The 22,650-nt window shown below is 43.3% G+C and carries 26 protein-coding genes and 1 tRNA gene; 5 read left to right on the plus strand and 22 right to left on the minus strand.

Annotated features, from left to right (window positions below):
- The first annotated feature begins 142 nt into the window (after window positions 1–142).
- Window positions 143–225 (plus strand) — tRNA-Leu (locus HMPREF9389_RS09735).
- Window positions 226–370: 145 nt separating this feature from the next.
- On the opposite strand, the gene rsmA is transcribed toward HMPREF9389_RS09735, so the two are convergent.
- From rsmA to HMPREF9389_RS09705, 6 genes are all read right to left on the minus strand, one after another.
- Window positions 371–1,243, minus strand: coding sequence for a 16S rRNA (adenine(1518)-N(6)/adenine(1519)-N(6))-dimethyltransferase RsmA (gene rsmA / locus HMPREF9389_RS09730; RefSeq protein WP_002928046.1), 873 nt, complete (start codon window positions 1,241–1,243; stop codon window positions 371–373).
- A gap of 20 nt (window positions 1,244–1,263) precedes the next feature.
- Window positions 1,264–2,118 (minus strand): SDR family NAD(P)-dependent oxidoreductase, encoded by an 855-nt coding sequence (locus HMPREF9389_RS09725; protein WP_002928049.1) that lies wholly within the window; start codon window positions 2,116–2,118, stop codon window positions 1,264–1,266.
- Between the two features lie 11 nt (window positions 2,119–2,129).
- Window positions 2,130–2,720 (minus strand): ribonuclease M5, encoded by a 591-nt coding sequence (rnmV, locus tag HMPREF9389_RS09720; protein ID WP_032906178.1) that lies wholly within the window; start codon window positions 2,718–2,720, stop codon window positions 2,130–2,132.
- Window positions 2,692–3,462: a TatD family hydrolase gene (locus tag HMPREF9389_RS09715; protein ID WP_002928054.1), complete on the minus strand. Its 771-nt coding sequence runs from the start codon at window positions 3,460–3,462 to the stop codon at window positions 2,692–2,694. The genes rnmV and HMPREF9389_RS09715 overlap by 29 nt, the downstream gene beginning before the upstream one ends.
- A gap of 96 nt (window positions 3,463–3,558) precedes the next feature.
- Window positions 3,559–4,800 (minus strand): MFS transporter, encoded by a 1,242-nt coding sequence (locus HMPREF9389_RS09710; RefSeq protein ID WP_002928056.1) that lies wholly within the window; start codon window positions 4,798–4,800, stop codon window positions 3,559–3,561.
- Window positions 4,801–4,931: 131 nt separating this feature from the next.
- The gene (locus tag HMPREF9389_RS09705; RefSeq protein ID WP_032906180.1) at window positions 4,932–6,014 is read right to left on the minus strand and encodes an ArsR/SmtB family transcription factor; all 1,083 of its coding nucleotides are present in this window, start codon (window positions 6,012–6,014) and stop codon (window positions 4,932–4,934) included.
- Between the two features lie 205 nt (window positions 6,015–6,219).
- Between HMPREF9389_RS09705 and HMPREF9389_RS09700 the strand changes: the two genes are divergently transcribed.
- Genes HMPREF9389_RS09700 through HMPREF9389_RS09690 form a run of 3 tightly spaced genes read left to right on the plus strand, consistent with a single transcriptional unit; the run spans window position 6,220 to window position 8,338 of the window.
- Window positions 6,220–6,696, plus strand: coding sequence for a DUF2975 domain-containing protein (locus HMPREF9389_RS09700; protein ID WP_002928059.1), 477 nt, complete (start codon window positions 6,220–6,222; stop codon window positions 6,694–6,696).
- A gap of 8 nt (window positions 6,697–6,704) precedes the next feature.
- Window positions 6,705–6,920, plus strand: coding sequence for a helix-turn-helix domain-containing protein (locus HMPREF9389_RS09695; RefSeq protein WP_002893895.1), 216 nt, complete (start codon window positions 6,705–6,707; stop codon window positions 6,918–6,920).
- A gap of 2 nt (window positions 6,921–6,922) precedes the next feature.
- The gene (locus tag HMPREF9389_RS09690; protein WP_002928062.1) at window positions 6,923–8,338 is read left to right on the plus strand and encodes a DUF4153 domain-containing protein; all 1,416 of its coding nucleotides are present in this window, start codon (window positions 6,923–6,925) and stop codon (window positions 8,336–8,338) included.
- Between the two features lie 129 nt (window positions 8,339–8,467).
- On the opposite strand, the gene HMPREF9389_RS09685 is transcribed toward HMPREF9389_RS09690, so the two are convergent.
- Window positions 8,468–9,025 (minus strand): DNA-3-methyladenine glycosylase I, encoded by a 558-nt coding sequence (locus HMPREF9389_RS09685; protein WP_002928063.1) that lies wholly within the window; start codon window positions 9,023–9,025, stop codon window positions 8,468–8,470.
- Window positions 9,026–9,036: 11 nt separating this feature from the next.
- Window positions 9,037–9,501 (minus strand): pyridoxamine 5'-phosphate oxidase family protein, encoded by a 465-nt coding sequence (locus tag HMPREF9389_RS09680; RefSeq protein ID WP_032906182.1) that lies wholly within the window; start codon window positions 9,499–9,501, stop codon window positions 9,037–9,039.
- Window positions 9,502–9,525: 24 nt separating this feature from the next.
- Here HMPREF9389_RS09680 and HMPREF9389_RS09675 point away from each other — a divergent pair, with 24 nt between their 5' ends.
- A complete protein-coding gene (locus HMPREF9389_RS09675; RefSeq protein WP_032906679.1) occupies window positions 9,526–10,143 on the plus strand; it encodes a helix-turn-helix transcriptional regulator in 618 nt (205 codons plus the stop codon).
- 61 nt (window positions 10,144–10,204) lie between these two features.
- Here HMPREF9389_RS09675 and rpmH read toward each other — a convergent pair whose 3' ends face one another.
- From rpmH to HMPREF9389_RS09615, 14 genes are all read right to left on the minus strand, one after another.
- Entirely contained in the window at window positions 10,205–10,339 is a 135-nt protein-coding gene (gene rpmH, locus HMPREF9389_RS11520) for a 50S ribosomal protein L34 (RefSeq protein WP_002893904.1), read from the minus strand.
- Between the two features lie 138 nt (window positions 10,340–10,477).
- Window positions 10,478–11,110 (minus strand): hypothetical protein, encoded by a 633-nt coding sequence (locus HMPREF9389_RS09670; protein ID WP_002928072.1) that lies wholly within the window; start codon window positions 11,108–11,110, stop codon window positions 10,478–10,480.
- A 49-nt stretch (window positions 11,111–11,159) separates the two neighbouring features.
- Window positions 11,160–12,185: an RNA-binding cell elongation regulator Jag/EloR gene (jag, locus tag HMPREF9389_RS09665; RefSeq protein WP_002893912.1), complete on the minus strand. Its 1,026-nt coding sequence runs from the start codon at window positions 12,183–12,185 to the stop codon at window positions 11,160–11,162.
- 21 nt (window positions 12,186–12,206) lie between these two features.
- Window positions 12,207–13,022 carry a YidC/Oxa1 family membrane protein insertase gene (locus tag HMPREF9389_RS09660; protein WP_002928074.1) on the minus strand — a complete coding sequence of 272 codons (816 nt, stop codon included), beginning with the start codon at window positions 13,020–13,022 and terminating at the stop codon, window positions 12,207–12,209.
- On the minus strand, window positions 13,006–13,365 hold the full coding sequence (gene rnpA / locus HMPREF9389_RS09655) for a ribonuclease P protein component (RefSeq protein ID WP_002928077.1): 360 nt from the start codon (window positions 13,363–13,365) through the stop codon (window positions 13,006–13,008). The genes HMPREF9389_RS09660 and rnpA overlap by 17 nt, the downstream gene beginning before the upstream one ends.
- 148 nt (window positions 13,366–13,513) lie before the next feature.
- Window positions 13,514–14,899: an argininosuccinate lyase gene (gene argH / locus HMPREF9389_RS09650; RefSeq protein WP_002928087.1), complete on the minus strand. Its 1,386-nt coding sequence runs from the start codon at window positions 14,897–14,899 to the stop codon at window positions 13,514–13,516.
- Between the two features lie 14 nt (window positions 14,900–14,913).
- The gene (locus HMPREF9389_RS09645; protein ID WP_002928100.1) at window positions 14,914–16,113 is read right to left on the minus strand and encodes an argininosuccinate synthase; all 1,200 of its coding nucleotides are present in this window, start codon (window positions 16,111–16,113) and stop codon (window positions 14,914–14,916) included.
- Window positions 16,114–16,286: 173 nt separating this feature from the next.
- Window positions 16,287–16,922: a DUF6287 domain-containing protein gene (locus HMPREF9389_RS09640; RefSeq protein ID WP_002928103.1), complete on the minus strand. Its 636-nt coding sequence runs from the start codon at window positions 16,920–16,922 to the stop codon at window positions 16,287–16,289.
- An 89-nt stretch (window positions 16,923–17,011) separates the two neighbouring features.
- Entirely contained in the window at window positions 17,012–18,469 is a 1,458-nt protein-coding gene (gene gltX / locus HMPREF9389_RS09635; RefSeq protein ID WP_002928105.1) for a glutamate--tRNA ligase, read from the minus strand.
- A 106-nt stretch (window positions 18,470–18,575) separates the two neighbouring features.
- Window positions 18,576–19,355, minus strand: coding sequence for an alpha/beta hydrolase (locus HMPREF9389_RS09630; RefSeq protein WP_002928107.1), 780 nt, complete (start codon window positions 19,353–19,355; stop codon window positions 18,576–18,578).
- A gap of 74 nt (window positions 19,356–19,429) precedes the next feature.
- Entirely contained in the window at window positions 19,430–21,097 is a 1,668-nt protein-coding gene (locus HMPREF9389_RS09625) for a ribonuclease J (RefSeq protein WP_002928108.1), read from the minus strand.
- Between the two features lie 265 nt (window positions 21,098–21,362).
- Window positions 21,363–21,524: a hypothetical protein gene (locus HMPREF9389_RS12115; RefSeq protein ID WP_002908616.1), complete on the minus strand. Its 162-nt coding sequence runs from the start codon at window positions 21,522–21,524 to the stop codon at window positions 21,363–21,365.
- 219 nt (window positions 21,525–21,743) lie between these two features.
- On the minus strand, window positions 21,744–21,884 hold the full coding sequence (locus tag HMPREF9389_RS12120; RefSeq protein ID WP_173361642.1) for a hypothetical protein: 141 nt from the start codon (window positions 21,882–21,884) through the stop codon (window positions 21,744–21,746).
- Between the two features lie 21 nt (window positions 21,885–21,905).
- A complete protein-coding gene (locus HMPREF9389_RS09615) occupies window positions 21,906–22,607 on the minus strand; it encodes a hypothetical protein (protein WP_002928110.1) in 702 nt (233 codons plus the stop codon).
- Window positions 22,608–22,650: the final 43 nt, after the last annotated feature.

Genomic DNA, 22,650 nt, shown 5'->3' on the forward strand with positions numbered 1-22,650 from the left:
TTTATTGTAACAAATACTTACTATAATGGCAATATTATAGAACTATTTTAGTAAAGAAAAAATAGAAGCTTTTTCGTAGTATGAAAAAATTTCACATTCTCTATTGGCATTTTCACAAAAATAAGTTATAATAGAGTCTCAAGCGGAGGTGGTGGAACGGCAGACACGCATGCTTCAGGCGCATGTGCCCGTACGGGTGTGAGGGTTCAAATCCCTTCCTCCGCATAAAAAGCAATCCTATCATGATTGATAGGATTTTTTGTTATTATGAAGTAGAATTACACTGCAGAGAAAAGCCAGAAATTTCACTTTCATATGTACCTCATTAGCAAAATAGAAGACCAGCTATATAGAGCAGATCTTCTATTTTTTATAATCCCTCAGACTTCAAAGCGTCTGCCAAGCGAGCAAATTCTTCTAAACTAAGAGCTTCTCCCCGAACACTTGGAGATAAGTCAGCTCGTTCTAAGGCTGCTGACAGTTTGCCTTTAGTCTCCTCTGACTTCCCAAAATAACTGGTTAGGTTATTCCAGAGAGTCTTCCGGCGGTGGACAAAGCTGGCCTTGGAGACCTTGAAAAAGAATTTCTCGTCCTGTACCGCAACTGCAGGCTGGTCTCTGCGAACCATCTTGAGAATAGCTGAATCCACATTTGGCGCTGGCACAAAGACTGTCCGCGGCACGATAAAGGCAACCTTGGCCGTCATGTAATACTGGACCGCAATCGACAAACTACCATAGGCCTTGGTATTCGGCTGAGCCGAAATCCGATCCGCTACTTCTCTCTGCATCATCACGACAAACTCACTAAAAGGAATCCCGCTCTCAATCAAATGCATAAGAATCGGCGTCGTGATGTAGTACGGAAGATTCGCCACTACCTTGATAGGCAGGTCTGGATTTTTAAACTCTGCTATGTACTGGGCCAAATCAACCTTGAGAATATCCTGATTGACCACTGTCACATTGTCAAAATCGCGGAGAGTATCCGCCAAAATGGGCACCAGCCGATCATCAATCTCAAAGGCCATGACTTCAGCGGCACTTTCCGCCAAAAATTCTGTCAAAGCCCCAATACCGGGCCCAATCTCGATGACATTGACCTTTTTGTCAATCTCAGCTGTGTCCACAATCTTCTGGAGGATGTTGGTATCAGTCAGGAAATTCTGACCGAAAGATTTTTTAAAAGTGAAACCGTGACGCTCCAGAATGGCACGGGTCACACTATGGTCTGCAATTCGCATTTTATCTCTTTTCTAATTCGTTATTCATTATCTTTTAAGGAGGTCATTTGCCCTAGCAAGGTGTAAAGTTTTTTCTGCTCCTCTTCCTCGTAAGCAAATGCATTAGCCTTAACTTCTTTGCATTTCTCGTCATACAAAAAGCCCTCATAGCCATCTTCTGTAGATAAAGCTATATAGACTTTCGCCATTTTTCCAGGACTAATCGAAAATCTTGACTTAATTTTATAAAGATTTTTCATAAAAGCGCTGAGGTAATCATAGCGCCGCATATCTACTTTGACATTGGTCACACGGATCGCCTGAACCTTGATACCTTTCCAATGTTTCCGCATATAAAGTGACAACATCAACAAGGCCAGCTTATTCTGATAATAGGTCTTAGCAGGACTGTAATGTTTTTGACCGGATAAATTTTCAAAATCAAGCTTCATGAAAGGATAAAGCACCAGCCCTTGGGAAGAAATATTAATAATCCGACCACTTTCTGACTTTTCCAACAAGCCCTTCAACAAGATAGAAAGTAAAAAGGGAGCAACCACGTTGGTCGCAAACTGCTTTTCTAATCCATCTTTGGTTATCACAGGACTTTTGACCGATAAATCAAAATCGGCTGCATTGTTAATTAAAACATCTAAAGTCTCTTCTTTTTGGATATACTGCTCCACTGCTTTCCTGACACTCTTCATCTCAGATAAATCAGCCAAGATATAATCCACATGCAGATTTCCTGTTTGTTGACGGATTTTCTCACAGGCTTGCTCAGCAGCTTCTTTTCGCCGGCAAAATAAGGTCACTGACCAGCCCTTTTCAGCTAAGTGTTTTGCAGCCTGATAGCCAATACCACTATTTCCGCCCGTAATAATTACTTTTTTCATTTCTTACTCCGTTAGACTGAATATTTGAGCATGGCTTCTTCCACTTCCGCCAAAGTCACCCCAAACAACTCTAAGCGCTTAAGGAGTTGCTTGCCATTACAATAGCCAATACGGAGCTCTTCCCCCAGATACTCTCGGCGCTGACGGCTGTCACTTCCCATAAGTAGTCCCAGTCGTACAAGATCGCTTTTGGTGATGTCAAAATTATCCTCATCATCAAAATATCCGACTAGACCAGCCAATGCCTGTTGTAAATCCTCAAATGATGCATGCTCTACTCCAAGCGATTTACCTTTGTTTTTAGACTTGGGAACCGCCTCATCTCGACGGAGAAAGGCATGCTGAGCAGTAGGCACAGCCTCCATAATCATTCGACGGATACGCTCGCCATTGTAGTCTGGATCAGTAAAGACAATAACACCACGCAGCTGGTGTAGTTTCTCAATCCGCTCTAGGTCTTCTTCATTGATAGCGGAACCTCTCGTCTCGTAAGTGTCAACTTGGTAAAATCGCTGCAGGTTGGCTGTATCATCCTTGCCCTCAACGACGATCACCTGAGGGATTTTTATCTTCTCAGTCAAGCCCAAACACCTTCTTTGCATTATCATAGGTCGCCTGCGCTACTTCGTCGACAGTCAGTCCACGTAGCTCAGCAATTTTCTCTACCACATAGCGAGTATAGGCTGTTTTGTTTTCTCGACCACGCTTGGGAACAGGCGCTAGGTAAGGCGCATCAGTCTCGACGAGAATTTTGTCCAAGGGCAAGTTCTGCGCAGCTTCTTGAATATCCGTCGCTTTTTTAAAGGTAACAACTCCAGAAAAGGAAATCATCATCCCTAGCTCGATAAAGCGCTCTGCCATTTCCAAAGAACCGGAATAAGAGTGCATGATACCGCCCCGAGAACCAACTCCCTCACTCTTGATAATCTCATAGGTATCCTCCAATGCGTCACGTGTGTGAACGACAAAGGGGAGGTTCAGTTCTTTGGAGAGCTGGATTTGGCATCGAAACACCCGCTCCTGAACATCCTTGGGCGCAGTCATCCAGTGATAGTCCAGCCCAATCTCGCCCAGAGCCACCACCTTGGGGTGATGAAGCTTGTCCAGCAGATAGGCTTCCACCGCCTCATCATAAGTCCCAGCCTCAGTCGGATGCCAGCCGATCGTAGCATAAAGCTGATCATAGCTGTCTGCTAACTCCAAGGCGCGCTCAATAGTCGGTCGATCAAAACCGACAATATTTATTTTGCTGATGCCCATTTCTGCAGCCAGCTGCAGCTCCTCTGCTTCTCGACCAGCAAATTCTTCCACATTTAAATGCGTGTGTGTATCAAAAATTTTCATGGTTTACTTCCTTGTATTTCCTGTCCTTTATTATACCAAAAATGACCTGAAAAATCAGAAGTCTCTTCAAAGTAGATAAAATAAGACGACTGCCATTCAACAGCTATCCGAATCCGCCTTCAAGTTCTCCATTGGAATAATTAAGTAGAAAGACAGTGCCAGCATTAACACAAGCGGGAGGAGAATATAAATAACCCCCAAACTGCTAGCAAGAGCTATTAACAGCATGGATAAAACACTCGGAACAGCCATGCTAAATAGATTAATAGCCGACTGGATGGCTCCCATTGCTTCTTCTGGTATTAGGCTGAAGACAGATTTCTGTAATCTAGGACTTAGCAGACCGACTGTAACTGAGCAAGCAAAGCTTGCTATCAGTACAAGTAAAAAGTTTTGCCAGAAAAAACCGCAAAGAATAAAACCTTCACATACTTGGCTTGCATACATAGCAAGCTTAGTCGAAAAGTTTTTCAGCAAACTGCCACTCAAAATGTTCCCTAAGATCAGACCAGCGGAACTTAGAATAATTAAAACGGCAATGGACTGACCGATCTGCAGATTCCAAAAAGGCCTTTTCAGCAATAAAAGAGTCGCTACCGGCGTCAGAATGTTCAGAGTGACTTGCCCAAAGGTTAAAACCAATAATAACCTCACAACGTTTTTCAATCCCAGTAAGACCTTAAGAGAATCCAATAAATGCTGCCAATAATTCTCTTTATTTAGCTCCTTGGCACTGCTAAACTCCGGTTCTAAGTTCTGTAAGCTCTTACTAATATGCCAAAAACCAAGGTAAGCTAGCAAGAATGTCAGAGCATTTAGACCTGCCAAAGCTCCGATACTCATCCAAGCGATGAGAAAACCGCCAGCTAGATTCCCCAAAATATGAACCAGACTCATACTAGCCTGCCGAAAGCCCATAGCAGAGGTCATATCTTGCTCAATAACCTTTACATAAACCGGTGTCAGCATGGCACCTGAAAAATAACTCAGACTATCCGACAGAAAGTTAATCAAGCAAATCACAAGCAGAATCAAGAAAGAGGAATCTTGTCCAAGCAGCAAAAACGTTACCAAGCTATATAAGAGCACCTTACTAAACTGTATAAGCAGGTATTTATGAATGCGATTCTTCTGAAAGTCCGCCGCGACTCCAGTAAAAACTTGAATTAACTGGGGCAGCGTTTCAGAAAGAGAAATCAATAAAACCGCAAGTGGAGCAAAAGAATAAGCGGAGACATAGTTCATCAATGCCAAATAAAAAACAATGTCCCCAAAACCTGAAATCCATTGATTGATGAGCAACTGGCGAAAATTTTTGTTTTTTGTAAAAACAATCATACGACATCTCCTTTACTCTTGTTAGATTTTTGTTTAACAAATCATAACAATAAATTAGATGTTTGTCAATTTTTTGTTAGATTATTGTTGTACAAAAAAGAAGACCTAGAATGAATCTAGGTCTTCTGAAACTATGTTAGGTCTTGTTTGAACTTCTCTATAATCTTTCGAATCAGTTCTTTATTGACCGTGTATTTAACCGAATCATCATCCATCACAAGCTCCAGCAAGCCAGAATTTAGTAGCTTTTGTGTATGGAATGAGATAGAGGCTCTTGTAAGCCCCAGTTTTTTAGCTATATCTTTATTCTTGGCATGCGGTTGAATCAATTCAATCAAGACTTTATAGCGGGTTTCATCTCCAAGAGTTTTTAAGGTCAGAGCTAATGTTTCATCGTTAAGCTCAGATTCCGCCTCTGATAACTGGGAACTTCTCGTCGAAAGGACTAAAGAATAGGAAGTGAAATCAGGGACCTTTTCGAGAAAAGAGTCAATAAACATGGGTGACAGAACAAAGACTTGTGTGTCTTTTTCAAGAAGCTTGGCATTCTGCTCATCATCATTCATCACATCAGATAGGCTAAATTCTTGTTCAAAAGCTAGAACTTCCTTCTCAAACTGCTCATAAATAGGCTGATAGAGCTCGAACACTCTTTCCAGCAAGGAAACTAATTGGTCCCGAAGCTTCTCTGGATGCTGAATAGCTTGGTAGCAGTACCATTTATTTTCCGGAGACTTGTCACTATTTTCTATAAAAGCCAGCAGATCTTCAGGATGTCCCTTGATGATTTCCCCTTTAGAAAGCTTAAGTGATAAACAATAGATGATTTGCTCTGCATCTAGTTTTTTCAGACATTCTAACAAGTCATGCGGATTGGCCGGATCTTCTCCTTTTTCTAGCAAGTAGAGGTAGAGGAGCGGAGCCAGTCCCACCGTAGCTCCTTCAAATAAACTAACCGCAACAAGCTCGTTTTTCAAAGGAAGTAAATCCTGATAGAGCTTATCATAATGCGGCTGTACATCAAGAAGCAGCTCCTTTTGATTCTGCCGTAAATCTTTCCACATATGTTTATCATCCCTTGAAACGATGGCAGGCACCATGAGAAATTCATATAACTTACTACGATAATGAACAAGCTTTACACCCATAGATTCTTCCCTCCTTACACATACTCCGCTTCTAACCAAAAAGAGTATACAATTCCTGTTTTTCATTATACCAAAAATCAGGCGAAATATTCATCGTCTTCTGCTTTGTTCATCTCCAGACAAGAAATCCATCTCTATAAAATAAGAGATTTTTATAAAATTTCATCTAGTTCTTAAGACTGATTTTATCTTTTTTCGATAGTTTTTTATTGGTTATCGATAATATCCGTGTTATAGTTACTAAGAAATGAAACGTTAGTCGGAGGAAATTATGACAGACAAAATGAAAAAGACTGCTGAAGATATGAGCATTACTCTTACAAAAATCAGTATCAGCCTTTTATTTATTGCTTCCATTATCCTGATAGCCCTAGGACCTTGGGTCGTCAATCTAGTTATCGAATTTCCCTCTCCTTTCTTTCAAGGGGAGACGCGCTTTTGGATCTTGCTGCTTCTCGGCTATGTCCTCGGCTGCTTGGCTCTAGCCTGCATTGTCCATCTCTATCAACTTCTTAGCCGCATCGGTAAAAATCAGGTCTTTATCACACAAAATGTTCAGTACATGCGCTATCTCGGCTGGGAAGTCGGCACTGTCGCTCTTATCTCCCTCTTTATGGGGCTGACAGCCTATTTGCCCATGCTCTTAGTCACTGTTTCCTGTAGCATCTTGACCCTGATTATCCGTGTCATCCGTAATGCCTTTGGCAAGGCCATTGAGCTGCAGGATCAAGTGGACTACACTATTTAGGAGGTCTTATGATTCAGATAAATTTAGACCTTGTCATGGCGCAAAAGCGCATCAGTGCTGGCCGTTTAGCAGAGTTGATTGACCTAACACCAGCCAATCTATCTATCTTAAAAAATAATCGAGCCAAAGCCGTCCGCTTTTCAACACTCAACGCTCTCTGCCGTGAACTAGACTGCCAGCCTGGCGATATTTTGGAGTATATCCCTGATGAGGAGGAGAAATAATTATGGAATATCCAGCACAAGAAGAGATGAATGTCCAGCCTTGTCTGCCCGCAGAAGCAGAACGACAGACCATCTTCACAGGTCTAGAGGATAAGCAACTGCGATTCTTTAAAATCAGCTATCTAATCCTCTATCTTTTAACCTATTTTTACTCTGCTGTATTTTTTAATTATCAAACTGCGCCCTTTTTCCCTTTTGCAATCGGTCTTATATTATTAAGCGAAGCCCTAATCAGGAAATTGGCCTATCCATCACTGCAGATAAAAAATCTTGACAGCAAGTTAGAGGCTAGAAGCTTTCTGATCATGACGCTAGCTCAAGCCCTAGCTTTAAGTCTCTGGGGACTTCATCGCCAGCTAGAATTGTTCCAATTTCTAGCCATCCACATCTCATTCGCTTTCTATATTCTGTCCCGCACCGGCTGGTTAAGCCAGGGACGTTTGGGTATCCTGGTCTGGTTTGATGCAATTCAAGCCTTCTGCATCCTGCCCTTTAAAAATTTCATTGCTGCTATTCTAGTCTTTATAGAAGGCAAGCAGCAGGACTCTTCTGACAGCTCTGACAGTATATCTTCAAAGAAAGCCCAACAGCTCGCTATTATTGTCAGTAGCTTCTTTGTCGCGGGAATCTTGGTCTACTTTGTCTGGTCCCAGCTGAGTCAGGTTTCAGACAGCTTTGCCTCTTTCTTCAGCAATACCGCTGATTTCATTGAGAATCTACTTGACTCGCTCTTTTCAAGTCTTGATAGCAGCATGATTCTCTTCAAGACCTGCCTGGCTGTCCCTGTTAGTCTCTACTTGTATGGGCTCCTTGCCGGCAGTCTGTTAGGCAAAAAAGATACTAAACTTAACTACAAAAAATTTCAAGCAAGTATCCGCCCTTTGCGAGTAGCACCCGCTTTCGCAGCCTACATTATCATCGGCAGCCTCTGCCTGACCTATGCTCTCTTCTTCCTGACGGGGCTAGGTGAACTCGGTCAGCTCCTGAGCGACGGAACAGTAGCTCAGTCTATTTCTCCCCAGAATGCTTCAACTGTTGCCGTAGCTGGCTTCTGGCAGCTGGTTAGGGTATCTATTCTTAACTTTGCAGTCCTAGGTATCTTCTATCTGATTGCCAAAAAGCCGCTCTGGGATCAGAAAGGGACGCGATTCGCAGCCACTATCCTCTTTATCTTTACTGGTCTACTGGCCTTGCTAGCTGGCTGGAAATTATTTGGCATCTACATCTACCTTTACGGACCAACACCGCTGCGCTTGATTTCAGCATGGTTCATCCTAGTCCTCTTGTTTTGGTGCCTACTAACCCTGATTCGTTTCTACAAACCTATCCAAGCCATTCGTATCGGTATCTTTTACGCCCTGATAAGCTTTACCTTGCTCTGCTATCTTTATCCAATACTTTTACCAGTGGCAAAATAAGCAACTGTGCTTAACTATACACAAAAAACCAGAAAGAAAATCAGTTTCTTTCTGGTTTTATTCTCTTTTTATATCATTTACCGGCATTCGATAATAGACCGTTCGCCTTTCTCATTCAAAGAAAAATAATTATATTCTAAAATCACAGGTCAGCAAATGATCATTGACCATGCCAATTGACTGCATAAAGGCATATATAGTCGTAGAACCGACAAAAGAAAAACCTTTCTTTTTGAGTTCTTTGCTAATTTTATCGGATAGATCTGTTCGAGCGGGCACCTCTTCAATACTGGACCATGAATTGACAATCGGTTCATTATCTACAAAAGACCAAATATAAGAATCCAAACTACCATATTCTTCTTTTAGCTTTAAATAGGCGTTAGCATTTTTTATAACTGCCTTTATTTTCAGCCTATTTCTTATAACTCTTTCATCCGTCAGCAATTCTTCAATCTTCTGCTCGTCATAATTGGAGAGTCTTTCAGGATTAAAGTTTTCATAAGCCTCTGTCATAGCGTCCATTTTTGACAAAATAGTTTGCCAGCTCAAGCCCGCCTGCTGACCTTCCAAAATCAACATTTTAAAGAGTTTATGCTCGTCATGCACAGGTCGCCCCCATTCATGGTCATGATAATTTCTCTCAAGCTCACTATTTTCAGCCCAACCGCATCTTTTTATCTCCATCTATTTTCTCCTTATAGTTTGATTTTCTCAACTTGATTATTATCTAAGACCAAGAAAGCATCAGAAAAAGAGACTTCAAAAAGTTGCAAAGAGTTTATGTGTTGCTCAACAATATCTTGATAATAAGGATACTTCTGGATAAAAACGCTTCTTATATCCTCAATAGAAAGTTGGCTTTCTTTGACTCTTCCTTGAATCCGGACATACCTCCCATCACCTTTCGGGACTGTTGTAAGAGCAATACGATTATTGATTGCCAACTCTTGGATTTTTTGACTATTTTTAAATGAAATAAAGAACAATTTCTTTGTCTCCTCATCATAATAAAAATTTACAATTCTTACATTTGGGATATCTTTTACAGAAGTAGCTAGAGCCATTTCTGTCTGTTCTGCCAATAAGGCCTTAAAATATTGATTCATATTTGACTCCTTTATTATTTTCTCTAAAACTAGTATAATATAAAAAGGTGTCATTTTTTGAAACCATTTAATAAAAATATGGAGTTTCTCATGAATAAATCTCAAAGAATTAACGATATGCTTATTTTTCTCAATAAGAAAAGACAATTCAACCTAAAAGATATTATAAATCGATATCACATTTCAAAAAGCACTGCCCTTCGTGATATTGCCAGCCTTGAAACGCTAGGCATTCCAATTTATTCTGACTTAGGTCGGAATGGCAGTTATAAAATTCTTAGCAACGACTTATTATCTCCTATTATTTTCTCAATAGATGAAATTTCTGCCTTGTATTTTTCCATGCTGACTCTGGAAAACTACAATATGTGTCCTTTTGATATAGACCTGCAAAAATTAAAAGAAAAATTTGAAAACTCAATTTCAGAACAGCAGTTAAGCAAGATTGCAAAAATTGAAAAAATCCTTCAACCAGAAGTCAGAAAGACAATCAACAACTCTCAGTTGCGAATAATTCTCGATATTCTATTGCACAGGCAGGAAGAATTTTTTCCAATTAAGTATGAAGAGCAGTCTCTTCAAGTTCGATTTATCAAACTATTTAGCCACAAAGGGGATTGGTATGCAGAGGTCATAAATAAAGACACTGGCCAAAAAGAGGAACTTTCCTGCCAGTCTATTAAATTTCACCCATAAATTTAAGACAAAAAAACCAGCGGTCTCGAGTCTCCGCTGGTTTCTTGATAAATCGTTTGGATTAAGCAGCCAAAACTTTGCGTCCTTTACGACGGCGAGCTGCCAATACACGACGACCGTTTTTAGTTGACATACGGTGGCGGAAACCATGTTTACGCGCACGACGGATTTTACTTGGTTGATAAGTACGTTTCACGATGAATACCTCCTCTTAGATTCTTGTATTCGTTTAGCCGGCTAGTTGTGATCAGTTACTAAACATACTTTACTATTCTATATGATTCCGAGGCTTTTGTCAATACTTACTTAAATAACTTTCTCTTTGTAAACGTAATCATAAAGCCCGAGTCGCTTCATAAAAGGGAATCAAGGCTGTCATGGCCTCCTGTAGCTGGGACAGCAACTGCTCTCTTGAAACAGCCTGAGAAAGGGAAACATCGTATTTGACCAAGACCTTACGAACTTGACCGGCCGCTAGCTGCTGAGTAAGAAGCTGACGATTTTCCTCAGTGCCTTCAAAGCGCTGACTCACACCATCTATCTGAGCAAAATAATAAGCTGGCGACTGAATGGGCAACTCCAAGACCCGATTTTGCTTGCTGAGGCTGTACTCATCTTTCTTGCGCTCCATGAAGCTCACTTCCAGCGACACTCCGAAATCTTCTGCACTTCCATACAAGCGCAGAGCAAACATTGGCTCAGTGATTTCCCCATAACCTTTAAGATAATTCCAAAAATGGGGCCTCAGTATCTGCGCCTGATTCATCCACTGGCTGGTTCGCTCCAAGGTCAGCTTAGGATAGAGGCTCTGAAAATCCTTGACCAAGTCAGCAAACTCCTTGCGTGCCGCCTGGCCTTTAGCTCTCAACTCCAACATAGACTCACGCAACTGCCCTGCCTTGTCTGGAGATATATACTTAGCCCCTTGATGAGGCAGATAACTTTCAATAGCTGGAAAAAGTGACATAAAAAATCCTTTCTATATGCAAAAACCAGCATCTCTGCCGGCTTTCTTTTTATTCGCTGTCAATATCCACAACGACATAGCGGTTAGGCTCGTCGCCTTCGGAATAGCTAGTCACGCCATCGATGCGAGAGATGATGCGGTGGATAATTTTGCGCTCGCTGTTAGACATAGGGTCTGTGTGCTGACCGCGTCGGTCTTCCAAGGCCCGCTGAGCCAGTTTCTGCGCATAGCTTTGCAGCACTTCAGCCCGATGCTCAACATAGTCATTGACATTAATGGAAATATAGAAGCTCTTAGAATATTGGTTATAAAGATAGTTTTGTGCCAATAGCTGCAGAGCTTTCAAGACTTTTCCGTGGTAGCCAATCACGCGCCCCGGTTCATTGGTATCAATCTGCATGTTGATAGTTCGGCGGTTGTGACTGCTGGAAATACCCGCTTCAACATCCATCTCATCAACGATTTTCTGAACATAGTTCGTTACGTTTTCAACTACTTCTTCAATATCGTAGTCTGCTTCAACTTGGATGCCTAAATCAGCAAAAGAGCTTTCTTCTGTTTCTGTCGGCTCAGCTTTGTCTTTAGCCGCTTGTTCAAAAGAGATAACCTTGCTATCGTCCGCTTCTGCTTGAGCAACTGCTTCATCAATAGCTTGGTTGGTCTTGAGAAGATCAATGGTGCCAGTCTCTTCTAAAATCGTATTGGCTTGCTTGTCATTTTTGAGAATTTCAGCCTTGACCTCATCTGAGATAACTTCGCCTTCTCCTTCGACCTTCTTGATGGCAGCTACCACACGGCCCAAATCAACCGTCGCTTCACTGACAGACTGCACAGGCTCATTCTGAGCGTTAATCTCTTCGGGAACACCTTTTACAGCCTTTTGATTGGCCTTGACAACTGTCGTCTCAGCAATCGGCTCGACATCCACCTGAGCTGGCTTCTTGCCAAACAGTCCTAAAAAGCCTTTTTTCTCACGTGAAATAACAGTGATATGCGCTCTCATACGTGGAATATCCAACGTTTTCAAACCATTTTGAATGGCTTCTTCAACACTTGCTCCTGTAAAAATAACCATTGCAAGAGTCCTCCTTCTTACTTACTTTTTCTTTTTCTGTGCTTTTTTCAGGGCACGTTTCTTTTTCTGTTCCAATTGACGCTCTGACCGTTCCTTGGCTTCCCGCTCAGCAATGATCTTAAAAGGATTGCTCAGCAGTAAGGTCTGAACCACCTGATAAGCATTTGAGACCGCCCAGTAGAGGGCTACCCCGCTCGCCGCATAAAGGGCAAAAAAGAAAATCACCACTGGCATCAGATACATCATGACTGTCATACCGCCATTTCTCTCAGGCAAGGCCTTGTTTGAAAGCCAAGTACTGAAGAAAGTGAAGAGAGCCGCCAACAGCGGAAGGATAAAGGTCGGATCTGTCGCTCCTAGATTGAGCCAGAGGAAGTGACCTGTTTTCATAAATTCAACCCGAGTCAGGGCTTGAAACAGAGCCAAGAGAACCGGCATCTGGATAAGGAGCGGAATGAATGAGGCGTAGGGATTGACACCCATTTCTTTGTAGAGCTTTTGAGTTTCCTCAGCCAAGGCTGTTCTGCTCTCCATATCCTTACCAGGATACTTTTCCTGCAGGCGCTTGATATGTGGCTGTACTTCCTGCAGCTTGCGCGAAGAAGTCGTCTGGAATTGGAAGACCGGCAGGAGAACTGTCCGGATAATCAAGGTAAAGAGAATAATCCCAATCCCCTTGCTTCCACCAAAGGATAGAAAACGAATGGTGTCGGCAAAGAAATAGACCAGCTTCTCCCAGAAGCCATTTGAATCGGCCGTTACTTGACTGGTGCCACAGGCTGTGAGAAAGAGCAGCGAGGCAACCAGCAAAATCCCTAATTTACTTTTCTGTTTCACAAATGAATCCTTCCTGATAAAGTTTAGCAATTTTTAACACATGTAATAAATTTTGTTCAACTTGGTGGTAGTCCAGCTCTTCCACTCCTTTACGAGCGATAACTACGAAGTCTGCCTGGACTAACTGTTTTTGATGCTGCATCAAGACATGGCGGATTTTTCTTTTAATACGATTACGAACCACTGCATTCCCCAGCTTTTTACTGACTGAAATTCCTACCCGAAAATGCTTTTGCTCTTTTTCTAACATGTAAACGACAAATTTTCGATTAGCAAAACTCTGCCCTTTTTTAAAAATCGCATTAAAATCTTTTTCGCTCTTGACGCGATAGTTTTTTCTCAAAACTCAACTCCATCCACCAAAATTATATCTATTATACCATATTTTTCGAAAATGCCAATAAGTCCTGCTATGACGCTGTTTTTGCAAATATTTAAAAGGTTGATTTGCTTAAAAAACACCGCAATTTCCTTGCGGTGTTCCCTATATCTTATTCCTTTTCCAGCTGTTCCTTAGCTCTTTCCAACTCCTGACGGATCTGTGCAAATCCCGTTCCGCCAAGGGAATTCCGCTTTTGTACAGCAGTCTGCGACTCAAGAGCTTGATAAATATCTTCCTCAATCAGCGACGACACTTCCTGATAGCGGTTCAGCGGGATATCCTGTAGATAATAGCCTGCCTTGCTGCATTCCAGCACCAACTTTCCGACAATCTCATGGGCTTCCCGGAAAGGCAGTCCTTTCTTTGCCAGATAGTCAGCTAATTCCGTCGCATTGGAGAAGTCTTGCTGAGTTGAAACCAGCATTCTTTCCTTATTGACCGTCATGCTAGACAGCATACCCGCCATAATATCCAGCGATTTTTGGATGGTATCAACTGTATCGAACATGCCTTCCTTGTCTTCCTGCAGGTCCTTATTGTAAGCTAAGGGCAGGGATTTCATAACCGTCAGAAGGCTGAAGAGATGGCCATAGACCCGGCCACTCTTACCCCGAATCAGCTCCGCCATGTCCGGATTTTTCTTTTGCGGCATAATGGAAGACCCGGTGCTAAAGGTATCTGACAGGCTGACAAAGCCGTATTCATAGCTGCACCAGTTAATCAGCTCCTCGCAGAGACGAGACAAATGCATGATGAGAATGCTGCTGTTAGATAGAAACTCCAAGATAAAATCTCGATCACTGACCGCATCCAAGGAATTGTGGTAAAGTCCTTTGAAGCCCAATAAATCAGCCGTCAGCTCCCTGTCAATCGGAAACGTTGTCCCCGCCAGAGCTGCTGCTCCTAAAGGAGACAAATCCGTATGCTCCAGATTAAAGGCAAAGCGCTGACTATCACGGCTGAACATCTGATAATAGGCCAGCAGATGATGGGCAAAGCTAATCGGCTGAGCATGCTGCAGATGGGTATAGCCTGGCATGATGGTCTCTACATGCTCTTCTGCCAAATCCAATAGAACCTGACGCAAATTCAAGAGTTTATCCGCAATCTGACCGAGCTGATCCTTGAGATAAAGGTGCATATCTGTCGCCACCTGATCATTACGGGAGCGAGCCGTATGGAGCTTACCAGCTACTGGCCCAATCTCCTCGGTCAGAAGAGCCTCCATATTCATATGAATATCTTCATTAGCAACATCAAACTCAAGCTCTCCAGCTTGATAGCGCGCCAACAGCTTTTCCAATCCTGCCTGAATAGCAGCCACTTCCTCTGGAGCAATGATTCCTGTCTGCCCCAGCATTTTGACATGGGCTAGGCTGCCCTGCAGATCATAAGGAGCCAGACGATAGTCAAAGCCAATGCTAGCACCAAACTCTTCTACCCATCCCTCCAGAGAGGCTTCAAAACGTCCGCCCCACAGTTTATGATTCGCCATAGGAAAGCCCCCTTCTATTTGTCCTTGTGAGCCTGAACCTCTGCGTGAACCTTGGACGGAAGCCCCCACAGCTTGATAAAGCCAATTGCGGCATCCTGATCAAAAGTATCTGCACTGGTATAGGTAGCCAGACTTTCGTCGTAGAGAGAATTGTCAGACTTACGCGCTACGACTGTCGCAGACCCCTTATAAAGCTTCACTTTAGCTGTGCCATTGACCACCTGCTGAGTGGATTTGAGATAGGCAATCAAGGCTTCTGTCGCTGGATTAAACCAGAGACCATTATAGATGAGATTAGACAGCTCATTTTCGATTATCGGCTTGAAATGAGCCAATTCTCTGACTAGCGTCAGATCCTCGATTTCCTTGTGGGCAGCCAAGAGAGTCACCGCCCCAGGGCATTCATAAATTTCCCGAGACTTAATCCCTACCAGACGATTTTCCACATGGTCAATCCGTCCAACACCGTGTTGTCCTGCCAAGTCATTCAGCTCAAGAATCAAGTCCGCCAGCTTCATCTTTTTGCCATCTAAAGCAACTGGCACACCCGCCTCAAAGTCAATATTTACATAGACTGGGCTGTCTGGCGCTGCTTCTGGCGCAACTGTCAAATCATAGGCGTCTTCTGGTGCTTCATTCCAAGGGTTTTCCAAGACACCACACTCATTGGCCCGTCCCCAAAGGTTTTGATCGACTGAGTAAGGGCTATCCAGATCTGCAGGAATGGGCACACCATTAGCTTTGGCGTAATTGATTTCTTCTTCCCGAGACCATTTCCACTCCCGAACCGGAGCAATGACCTTGAGACTGGGATCCAAGGAGGCGATAGCCACTTCAAAACGTACCTGATCGTTTCCTTTTCCGGTACAGCCATGGGCAATGGTTGTCGCCCCTGTCTTGTGAGCAATTTCAACCAATTTCTTAGAAATCAAAGGTCGGCTCAGAGCGGACACTAGAGGATATTTTCGTTCGTAGAAGGTGTGTCCTTGCAGAGCAACCAAGACGTAGTCTTCCGCAAACTCGTCTTTAACATCAATAACATGTGATTCGATAGCGCCAACTTTCAGCGCCTTGTCATGAATGAAATCCAAATCATTTCCTTCACCCACGTCCATGCAGACCGCGATCACATCATAATCCTTGTCCAGCCAAGTAATGGCCACCGAAGTGTCCAAGCCGCCGGAATACGCTAAAATGACTTTCTCTTTAACCATGCGATTACCTCTATCCTTCTACATTTTATTTTTAAACATTCTACTGTATGAAAATGCGAATGTCAAGAGGAAATTTAATATTTATTAAATAAAAACGTTTTATCAATTTTTATTCAAAATCAATATATTATATACTGGACTCAAAATAAGAAAAAAGAGTCTGTCAAGACTCCTTATTTTACGCGGTAAAAAACATCGGGATGTTCAGAAACGCTCTGGGTGATGATGAAACGATCTTGACTGGTATCAGTCGGATCAGTTCCATTGACAGTCTCCCCTGCTGGCAGACTCTTTCCTGCTGGAATTATAAGAAAGGCGGCACCGGTTTGGTTTTTCCAACGAATTCCTGCTCGAAAAATCCCATTTTCATCTGGCCCAGAGTAATCCCCTGTCTCAAGCTTGGCAACATCTGACTCAATCCCTGACGCATCGAATGTATAACTGTTCCCTTTGGCATCCTGCCAAGTACCAATCATGCTGGAAAAATCCCCAGAAGCAATAGCCTTCAAATCCAAACTAGAAGTTGATGCAGTCTCTTTCTCTCCTTTGCTAGTTTCCTTGGCAGACTTTTCAGCTTCAGTTTCCAAATTCTGCTGAGAGCCTGTATCAGAAGTTTCCTGATTATCCGCTTGACCATCAAGTTCGCTCGAATTAGCCCCTCTTTCAGACTTTTTAGAAGATGCAGAACTAGTCGAACTTGCTTTAGAATTGTTGGAAGCAGGATTCGTCTGCTCTTTCTTTTGGTTACAGGTTACTAGCACGAGTAAGGCTACTAGTCCTCCAATCAAGATGATGATCCATTTTTTCATTTTTATCTCCTTGAGGTATTTTCTTATTACAATTGTGACATAAAAACAAAAATTTGCAAAGTAAAAACCAGCTCGAAAGCTGGTTTATCTTATTGAATTTGATTCAGCATGTTTTCGATATGCTGGATAGATTTTTCACGCCCCAGCAGGTAAATCGTATCTGGCAGCTCTGGTCCATGCATTTCACCCGAAACGGCAATCCTGATCGGCATAAAGAGGTTTTTGCCCTTAATTCCTGTCTCTTTTTGGACAGCCTTGATTTGCGGGAAAATATTCTCCGTCACAAAATCTGCATCAGACATGGCTTCCAGCTTTTCCTTGAAAGCTGTCAACACGGTCGGTACCGTTTCACCTGCCATGACCTCACGCTCCGCATCTGTCAACTCTGGGAAGTCCGCAAAGAAGAGGTCTGTCAGCGGCACAATTTCGTCTACAGACTTCATTTGCGGTTTGTAGAGCTCTACAAGCTTTTCTGCCTTATCTGTCAAACGGCCCGCTTCTGCCAAGTACGGCTTAGCCAGAGCGAAGATCGTGTCAAAATCTGCATTCTTGATGTATTCATTGTTCATCCAGTCCAGCTTCTTCTGGTCAAAGGCAGCTGGGGACTTGCTGAGACGTTTTTCATCAAAGAGCTCAATCAATTCTTGACGAGAGAAAATCTCATGCTCGCCGCCAGGATTCCAGCCCAGCAGTGCAATAAAGTTAAAGACCGCTTCTGGTAGGTAGCCCTTCTTGCGATAATCCTCAATAAACTGCAAGGTATTGGTATCGCGCTTGGACAGTTTCTTGCCTGTTTCAGAGTTGATAATCAGGGTCATATGCCCAAATTCTGGAGCTTCCCAGCCTAGAGCTTCATAAACCATGAGTTGCTTAGGCGTGTTGGCAATGTGGTCATCTCCACGAATAACGTGTGAAATTTCCATCAGATGGTCATCAATAACCACAGCAAAGTTGTAGGTTGGGTATCCGTCTTTCTTCTGGATAACCCAGTCACCACCGATATTACCACCCTCGAACTCAATTTCGCCCTTGACCATGTCAGTCCACTTGTAGACACCAGCTTCATTAACAGCCAAACGAACCGTCGGAATAATGCCCGCTGCTTCGCGCTCAGCAATATAGGCCGCCTTTTCTTCCTCTGACATGCCTAGAAACTCATTGATGTAACGCGGTGTTTCACCAGCTGCTTCCTGACGTTCGCGTTCAGCCGCTAATTCTTCCTCAGTCACATAGGACTTGTAAGCCAAGCCCTTGTCCAAGAGTTCATTGACATATTTTTGGTAAATATCCAAGCGCTCAGACTGGCGGTAGTTTTTGTGAGTCTCAGGGCTTTCATCCCAGTCAATACCCAGCCAGCGTAAGTTTTCAAGCTGTGAGCGTTCCCCGTCTTCTACATGGCGCTTGCGGTCTGTATCCTCGATACGGATAATGAAGGTCCCGCCATAGTGACGAGCGTAGAGGTAGTTAAAGAGCGCAGTCCGCGCATTTCCGATGTGTAAAAGTCCAGTCGGACTTGGTGCATAACGCACTCGAATCGCTTTTGTCAAAGTTCCATTCTCCTATTTGTATTTCGGGGAATCATTCCCACTCCGATTTTCAAACGTAATCATTATACCATACTCTGAGGGCAGAATACGACTTTACAGTCTATTTTTACGACAGGCGCTCTTCCAGCTGGAAGTCGATAGGAAGCCAGGCCAACACATTCTCCATCTGCTTTTCCCAGTAATACCACTCATGATTACCTGGACTGTGGCTGTAAGTAATATCCAAGCCCAAGTCTTGCAGGTTTTTCACTGTCTCCTGATTGGCCTTGTAGAGAAAATCCTCTTCGCCGCACCATGCCCAAAGCTTGGTCTTTTTATCAGATTGCTTGGCTATGCTCTCTAGCGAATGAGGACTGCTGCTCCAATCTTTAAAGTCTCCAAAAACTCCTCGCCAATAGGCTGGTGTTGCCATCTCAGCATTATCTGGACGAGCATCAAGAAAACTCAAAGCCCCTGAAAGACTAGCCGCGTATGAAAAGCGGTTAGACTTGAGAGCCAGCTTAAAGGCTCCGTATCCGCCCATGGAAAGGCCAGCGATAAAATTCTTCTCCCGCTTATCCGACATATTTGGGAAAAAGCGCTTGAGCACCCGAGGCAGCTCATCAGCGATGGCTTCGTAATAGTTAAAGCCGTACTGAGTATCGGTGTACCAGCCATTGCTGGTATTAGGCATGACAACAATCAAGTTGGTCGAGCGAACCAGACGCTCAATATTTGAGCGCTTGAGCCAGCTATTGTGATTCCCGTTCATACCATGAAGCAGGTACAAAACAGGAATATCCTTATCATCCGGCTTGTCTACGCGAGCTGCGTCCGGATAGAGGATATTGACACCCCATTCCATCTCCAAAGCCTCAGAATAATACTCTATTTTCATCACTGCCATTCGCATTTCTCCTTCGTATCTTCCTGACAAGAAAAAGCCGAAGCCCGACTTTTCTTGTATTTGTGTTCAGATTTTTACCGCACTTCCATAACAACCGGCAAAATAGCTGGGCGACGCTTGGTTTGGTCAAAAAGATATTTGGCCAGACTGTCACGGACAGCACCCTTCAGCTCACCCCAGTCAAAGCTATCCTGCGCCAGATAGTCTTCCACTGTTTTATTGATAATGTCAGAGCTTTCACGCAAAATATCTCTGCTCTTCTTGACATAGACAAAGCCACGAGTGTGTACTTTAGCCTTGGAAATGATTTTCTTTTCCTTACGGTTAACTGTGAGTGCCACGATGAAAATACCATCTTCAGACAAGACCTTGCGGTCGCGCAGGACAATATTGCCTACATCGCCAATCGCATTTCCATCAATCATGACATCTCCAGCTGATACTGCACCAGCAGGCACAAAATCACCATGGTCGTATTCCATAATGCTGCCCCGCTTAGGAATGAAGATATTTTCCGGCAGCATGCCAACTTCCATGGCAGCCTTAGCATGAGCATCCAATCCGCGGTACTCACCCTGAATCGGGAAGAGGTACTTGGGCTGCAGCAGGTTAATCATGAGCTGCAAATCACGCGCATTTGCGTGACCCGACACCCGTAGGTTTTGGGTAATCAGCTTGACAATGCCACCCGCCTGATAAATCATATTTTCCACGCGAGCCACGACCGCTTCCTTGGCAATTGACGGCGTCGTTACGATGTAAATCAAATCGCCTTCCTTGATTTCCACATAGCGGTGACGGCCAATTGACATCTTGCGCAGGCCATTGATAGGCTCACCCATCCGGCCAGTCTCCAAGATAATCAGCTCATGGTCTTCAAACTTAGACATTTCCTTAGGCTTGATCAAGAGGCGTTCGTCCACCAAGGACAGCTTCTTGAGGCGGATAGCCGTACGAACGATGTTTTCAACATCAAAGCCTGTCAAAACCACTCGGCGGCCAGTCTCTGCCGCTGCATCAAAGACCTGCTGGATACGAGACAAGTTGCTGGCAACCGCCGCAACAATCACACGACCATCCCAGTCAGCAATTGTATCTTCAATTTCCTTGCCAACCTCGCTCTCGCTAGCCACCTGAACACTACTGTCTGCATTGGCTGAATCACTGAGCAAGGCCAGAACACCCTCACGGCCAATCTCAGCCAGACGGCCAAAGTCTGTCGCGTAGGACGGGCTGGCAGACTGGTCAAACTTGAAATCACCTGTATAAACGATGCTGCCTTTTCTGGTCTTGATGACAATTCCCAAACTCTCAGGAATCGAGTGGGTCGTCCGGAAGAAGGAAACCACGGTTTTGCCAAATTCAATCTCAGTATTTTCATCAATCACATGGAAATCATTGAACTTCTTAACTGCATCGTTATTTTTAACAAAAAGTTTGGCTAGCTCAATCGTCAACTCTGATCCGAAAACTGGCACCTTAGCATCTGCTAAAAGATTAGGCAGAGCACCAATCGCATCCGCGTGGCCGTGCGTCAGAAAGACACCCGCAATCCGCTCCTTGTTTTCAAACAAATAGTCCATGTTGGGAACGACATAATCCACACCCAACTGCTCATTTTCTGGGTACTTCAACCCAACATCCAATACAAAAATGGAATCATCCACCTCGGCAACGTAGAGGTTTTTACCATTTTCACGTACGCCGCCCAAAGCAATCAGTTTAATATTGCTCTTGCTCATTTTTTCTCCTATTCAATTTTCAGAACCTCACTTTTATCAAAGATTCTTTATTTTATTACTAACGGTCCTTGGCTAGCCAAGTCGAATTACAGTCTTGCAAACCTAAGGTTCGCATATCTAACCAATTATAGCATTTTTTCAGCTTTTTTCAAAACAAAGAAAAATTGTTTTTCCATTGTCACTTAGAATGGAGCTATTTTTCTAACCACGAAAAAACACACCGACAGCAAAAAAAGAAACAGCCGCAAACTGTCCCTTTTTAGGGTTAGGCTTTGCCAGTCAGATTAAAACGGACAAAATAAACCATTATCGCAGCTGTAACCAAGAAAGCCAGCCCGACCGTTGCTAGAGCATGAGCAGAAAAGAATAGCAGGCTAGCTATCAAGCTTAGAATCGGAAGCGCTACCTCTATAAGCAGAAACCTCATTGAGAATCTACGTTCTAGCTTATTACAAGGAGTGTAGGGCAGAAGACAGACAGGAGGGAAATTTTCATTGCCGAAATGCTCGGAAAGCCCAATCAACTTCTACCCAAAAGTGATAATGTCCAGAAGAAACAGCCGCTCAATCAAATGAGGAAAATCGATGGGGCTGAGATCAGCCGAGACAAAACCGTGATTGGGATTACTGAGAAAGCCGGGCAGGATTTAGGTCGCCAAAATTCCAATCACTGCTACCCAAAGACCGATATGGCAAGGAAAGATCAGAGGCAGAAAGAGGCAGGCCGTACAAATGACATAGTCGGCTTCATAGTCAAACAGTTGGTGGCGGCATTTTTCTTTTTTCATATTCATACTCTTTCATAAATCCTAAAAACGATTCGCCCATATAGCCAAGCGCTGGTAGAAAAAGAGCCAGCAGTCTGCAAGAAAATTAAGGCCCAGCACAATGTAGAGGCCGCGAAGATTTTCCTTAGCATAGACCGCGCTAGCGTAAATCAGTTCCTGACCACCTAAGTGATAATTCAACAAGTCCATCTCTTCTAAATAAATAAGCTTACTCCAAAATTCACTGCCTAGATAAATTAACAGAATATAATTTGCTACTCTGATTACTGGATACAGATATGATGCCAAATAGTAATGTGCATGCTTTTGAAGATGCCAGCGTCTCAGCCATTCTCGTCTATCAAGCTGAGGTCCTGCAAGAATAAAAGTGAGGACGGCCGCTGTCTCTACAACATCTTTGAAGGGATAGAAGCTCCATTTGAGAATAGGCTCAAAAGAATCAATACCTGTAATCCCGTAGCTTTTAATCACTAAACTATCCAAGAATTGATAATTGAAGATAATGAATAACATTAAAAATAATATTAAAAACAAGAAAAAGAAATAACCTTTTTTCCACCTTAAAAATCTTTTATACTTCCGACTCCGCCGAATCATCTGCAGCTTGAAATTGGGATTATTCGGTATATTCTCCGCAATAGGCTCACCGCAGGCCGGGCAGATGACATAGTCGGCCTCATAGTCAAACAGCTGGTGCCGACATTTTTCTTTTTTCAGCTTCATTTTCTCTTTACCTTTCCAAAAACCCGAATATCAAGCTGTATGA

The sequence above is a fragment of the Streptococcus sanguinis SK355 genome (assembly GCF_000212855.1).
Lineage (GTDB): Bacteria > Bacillota > Bacilli > Lactobacillales > Streptococcaceae > Streptococcus > Streptococcus sanguinis_A.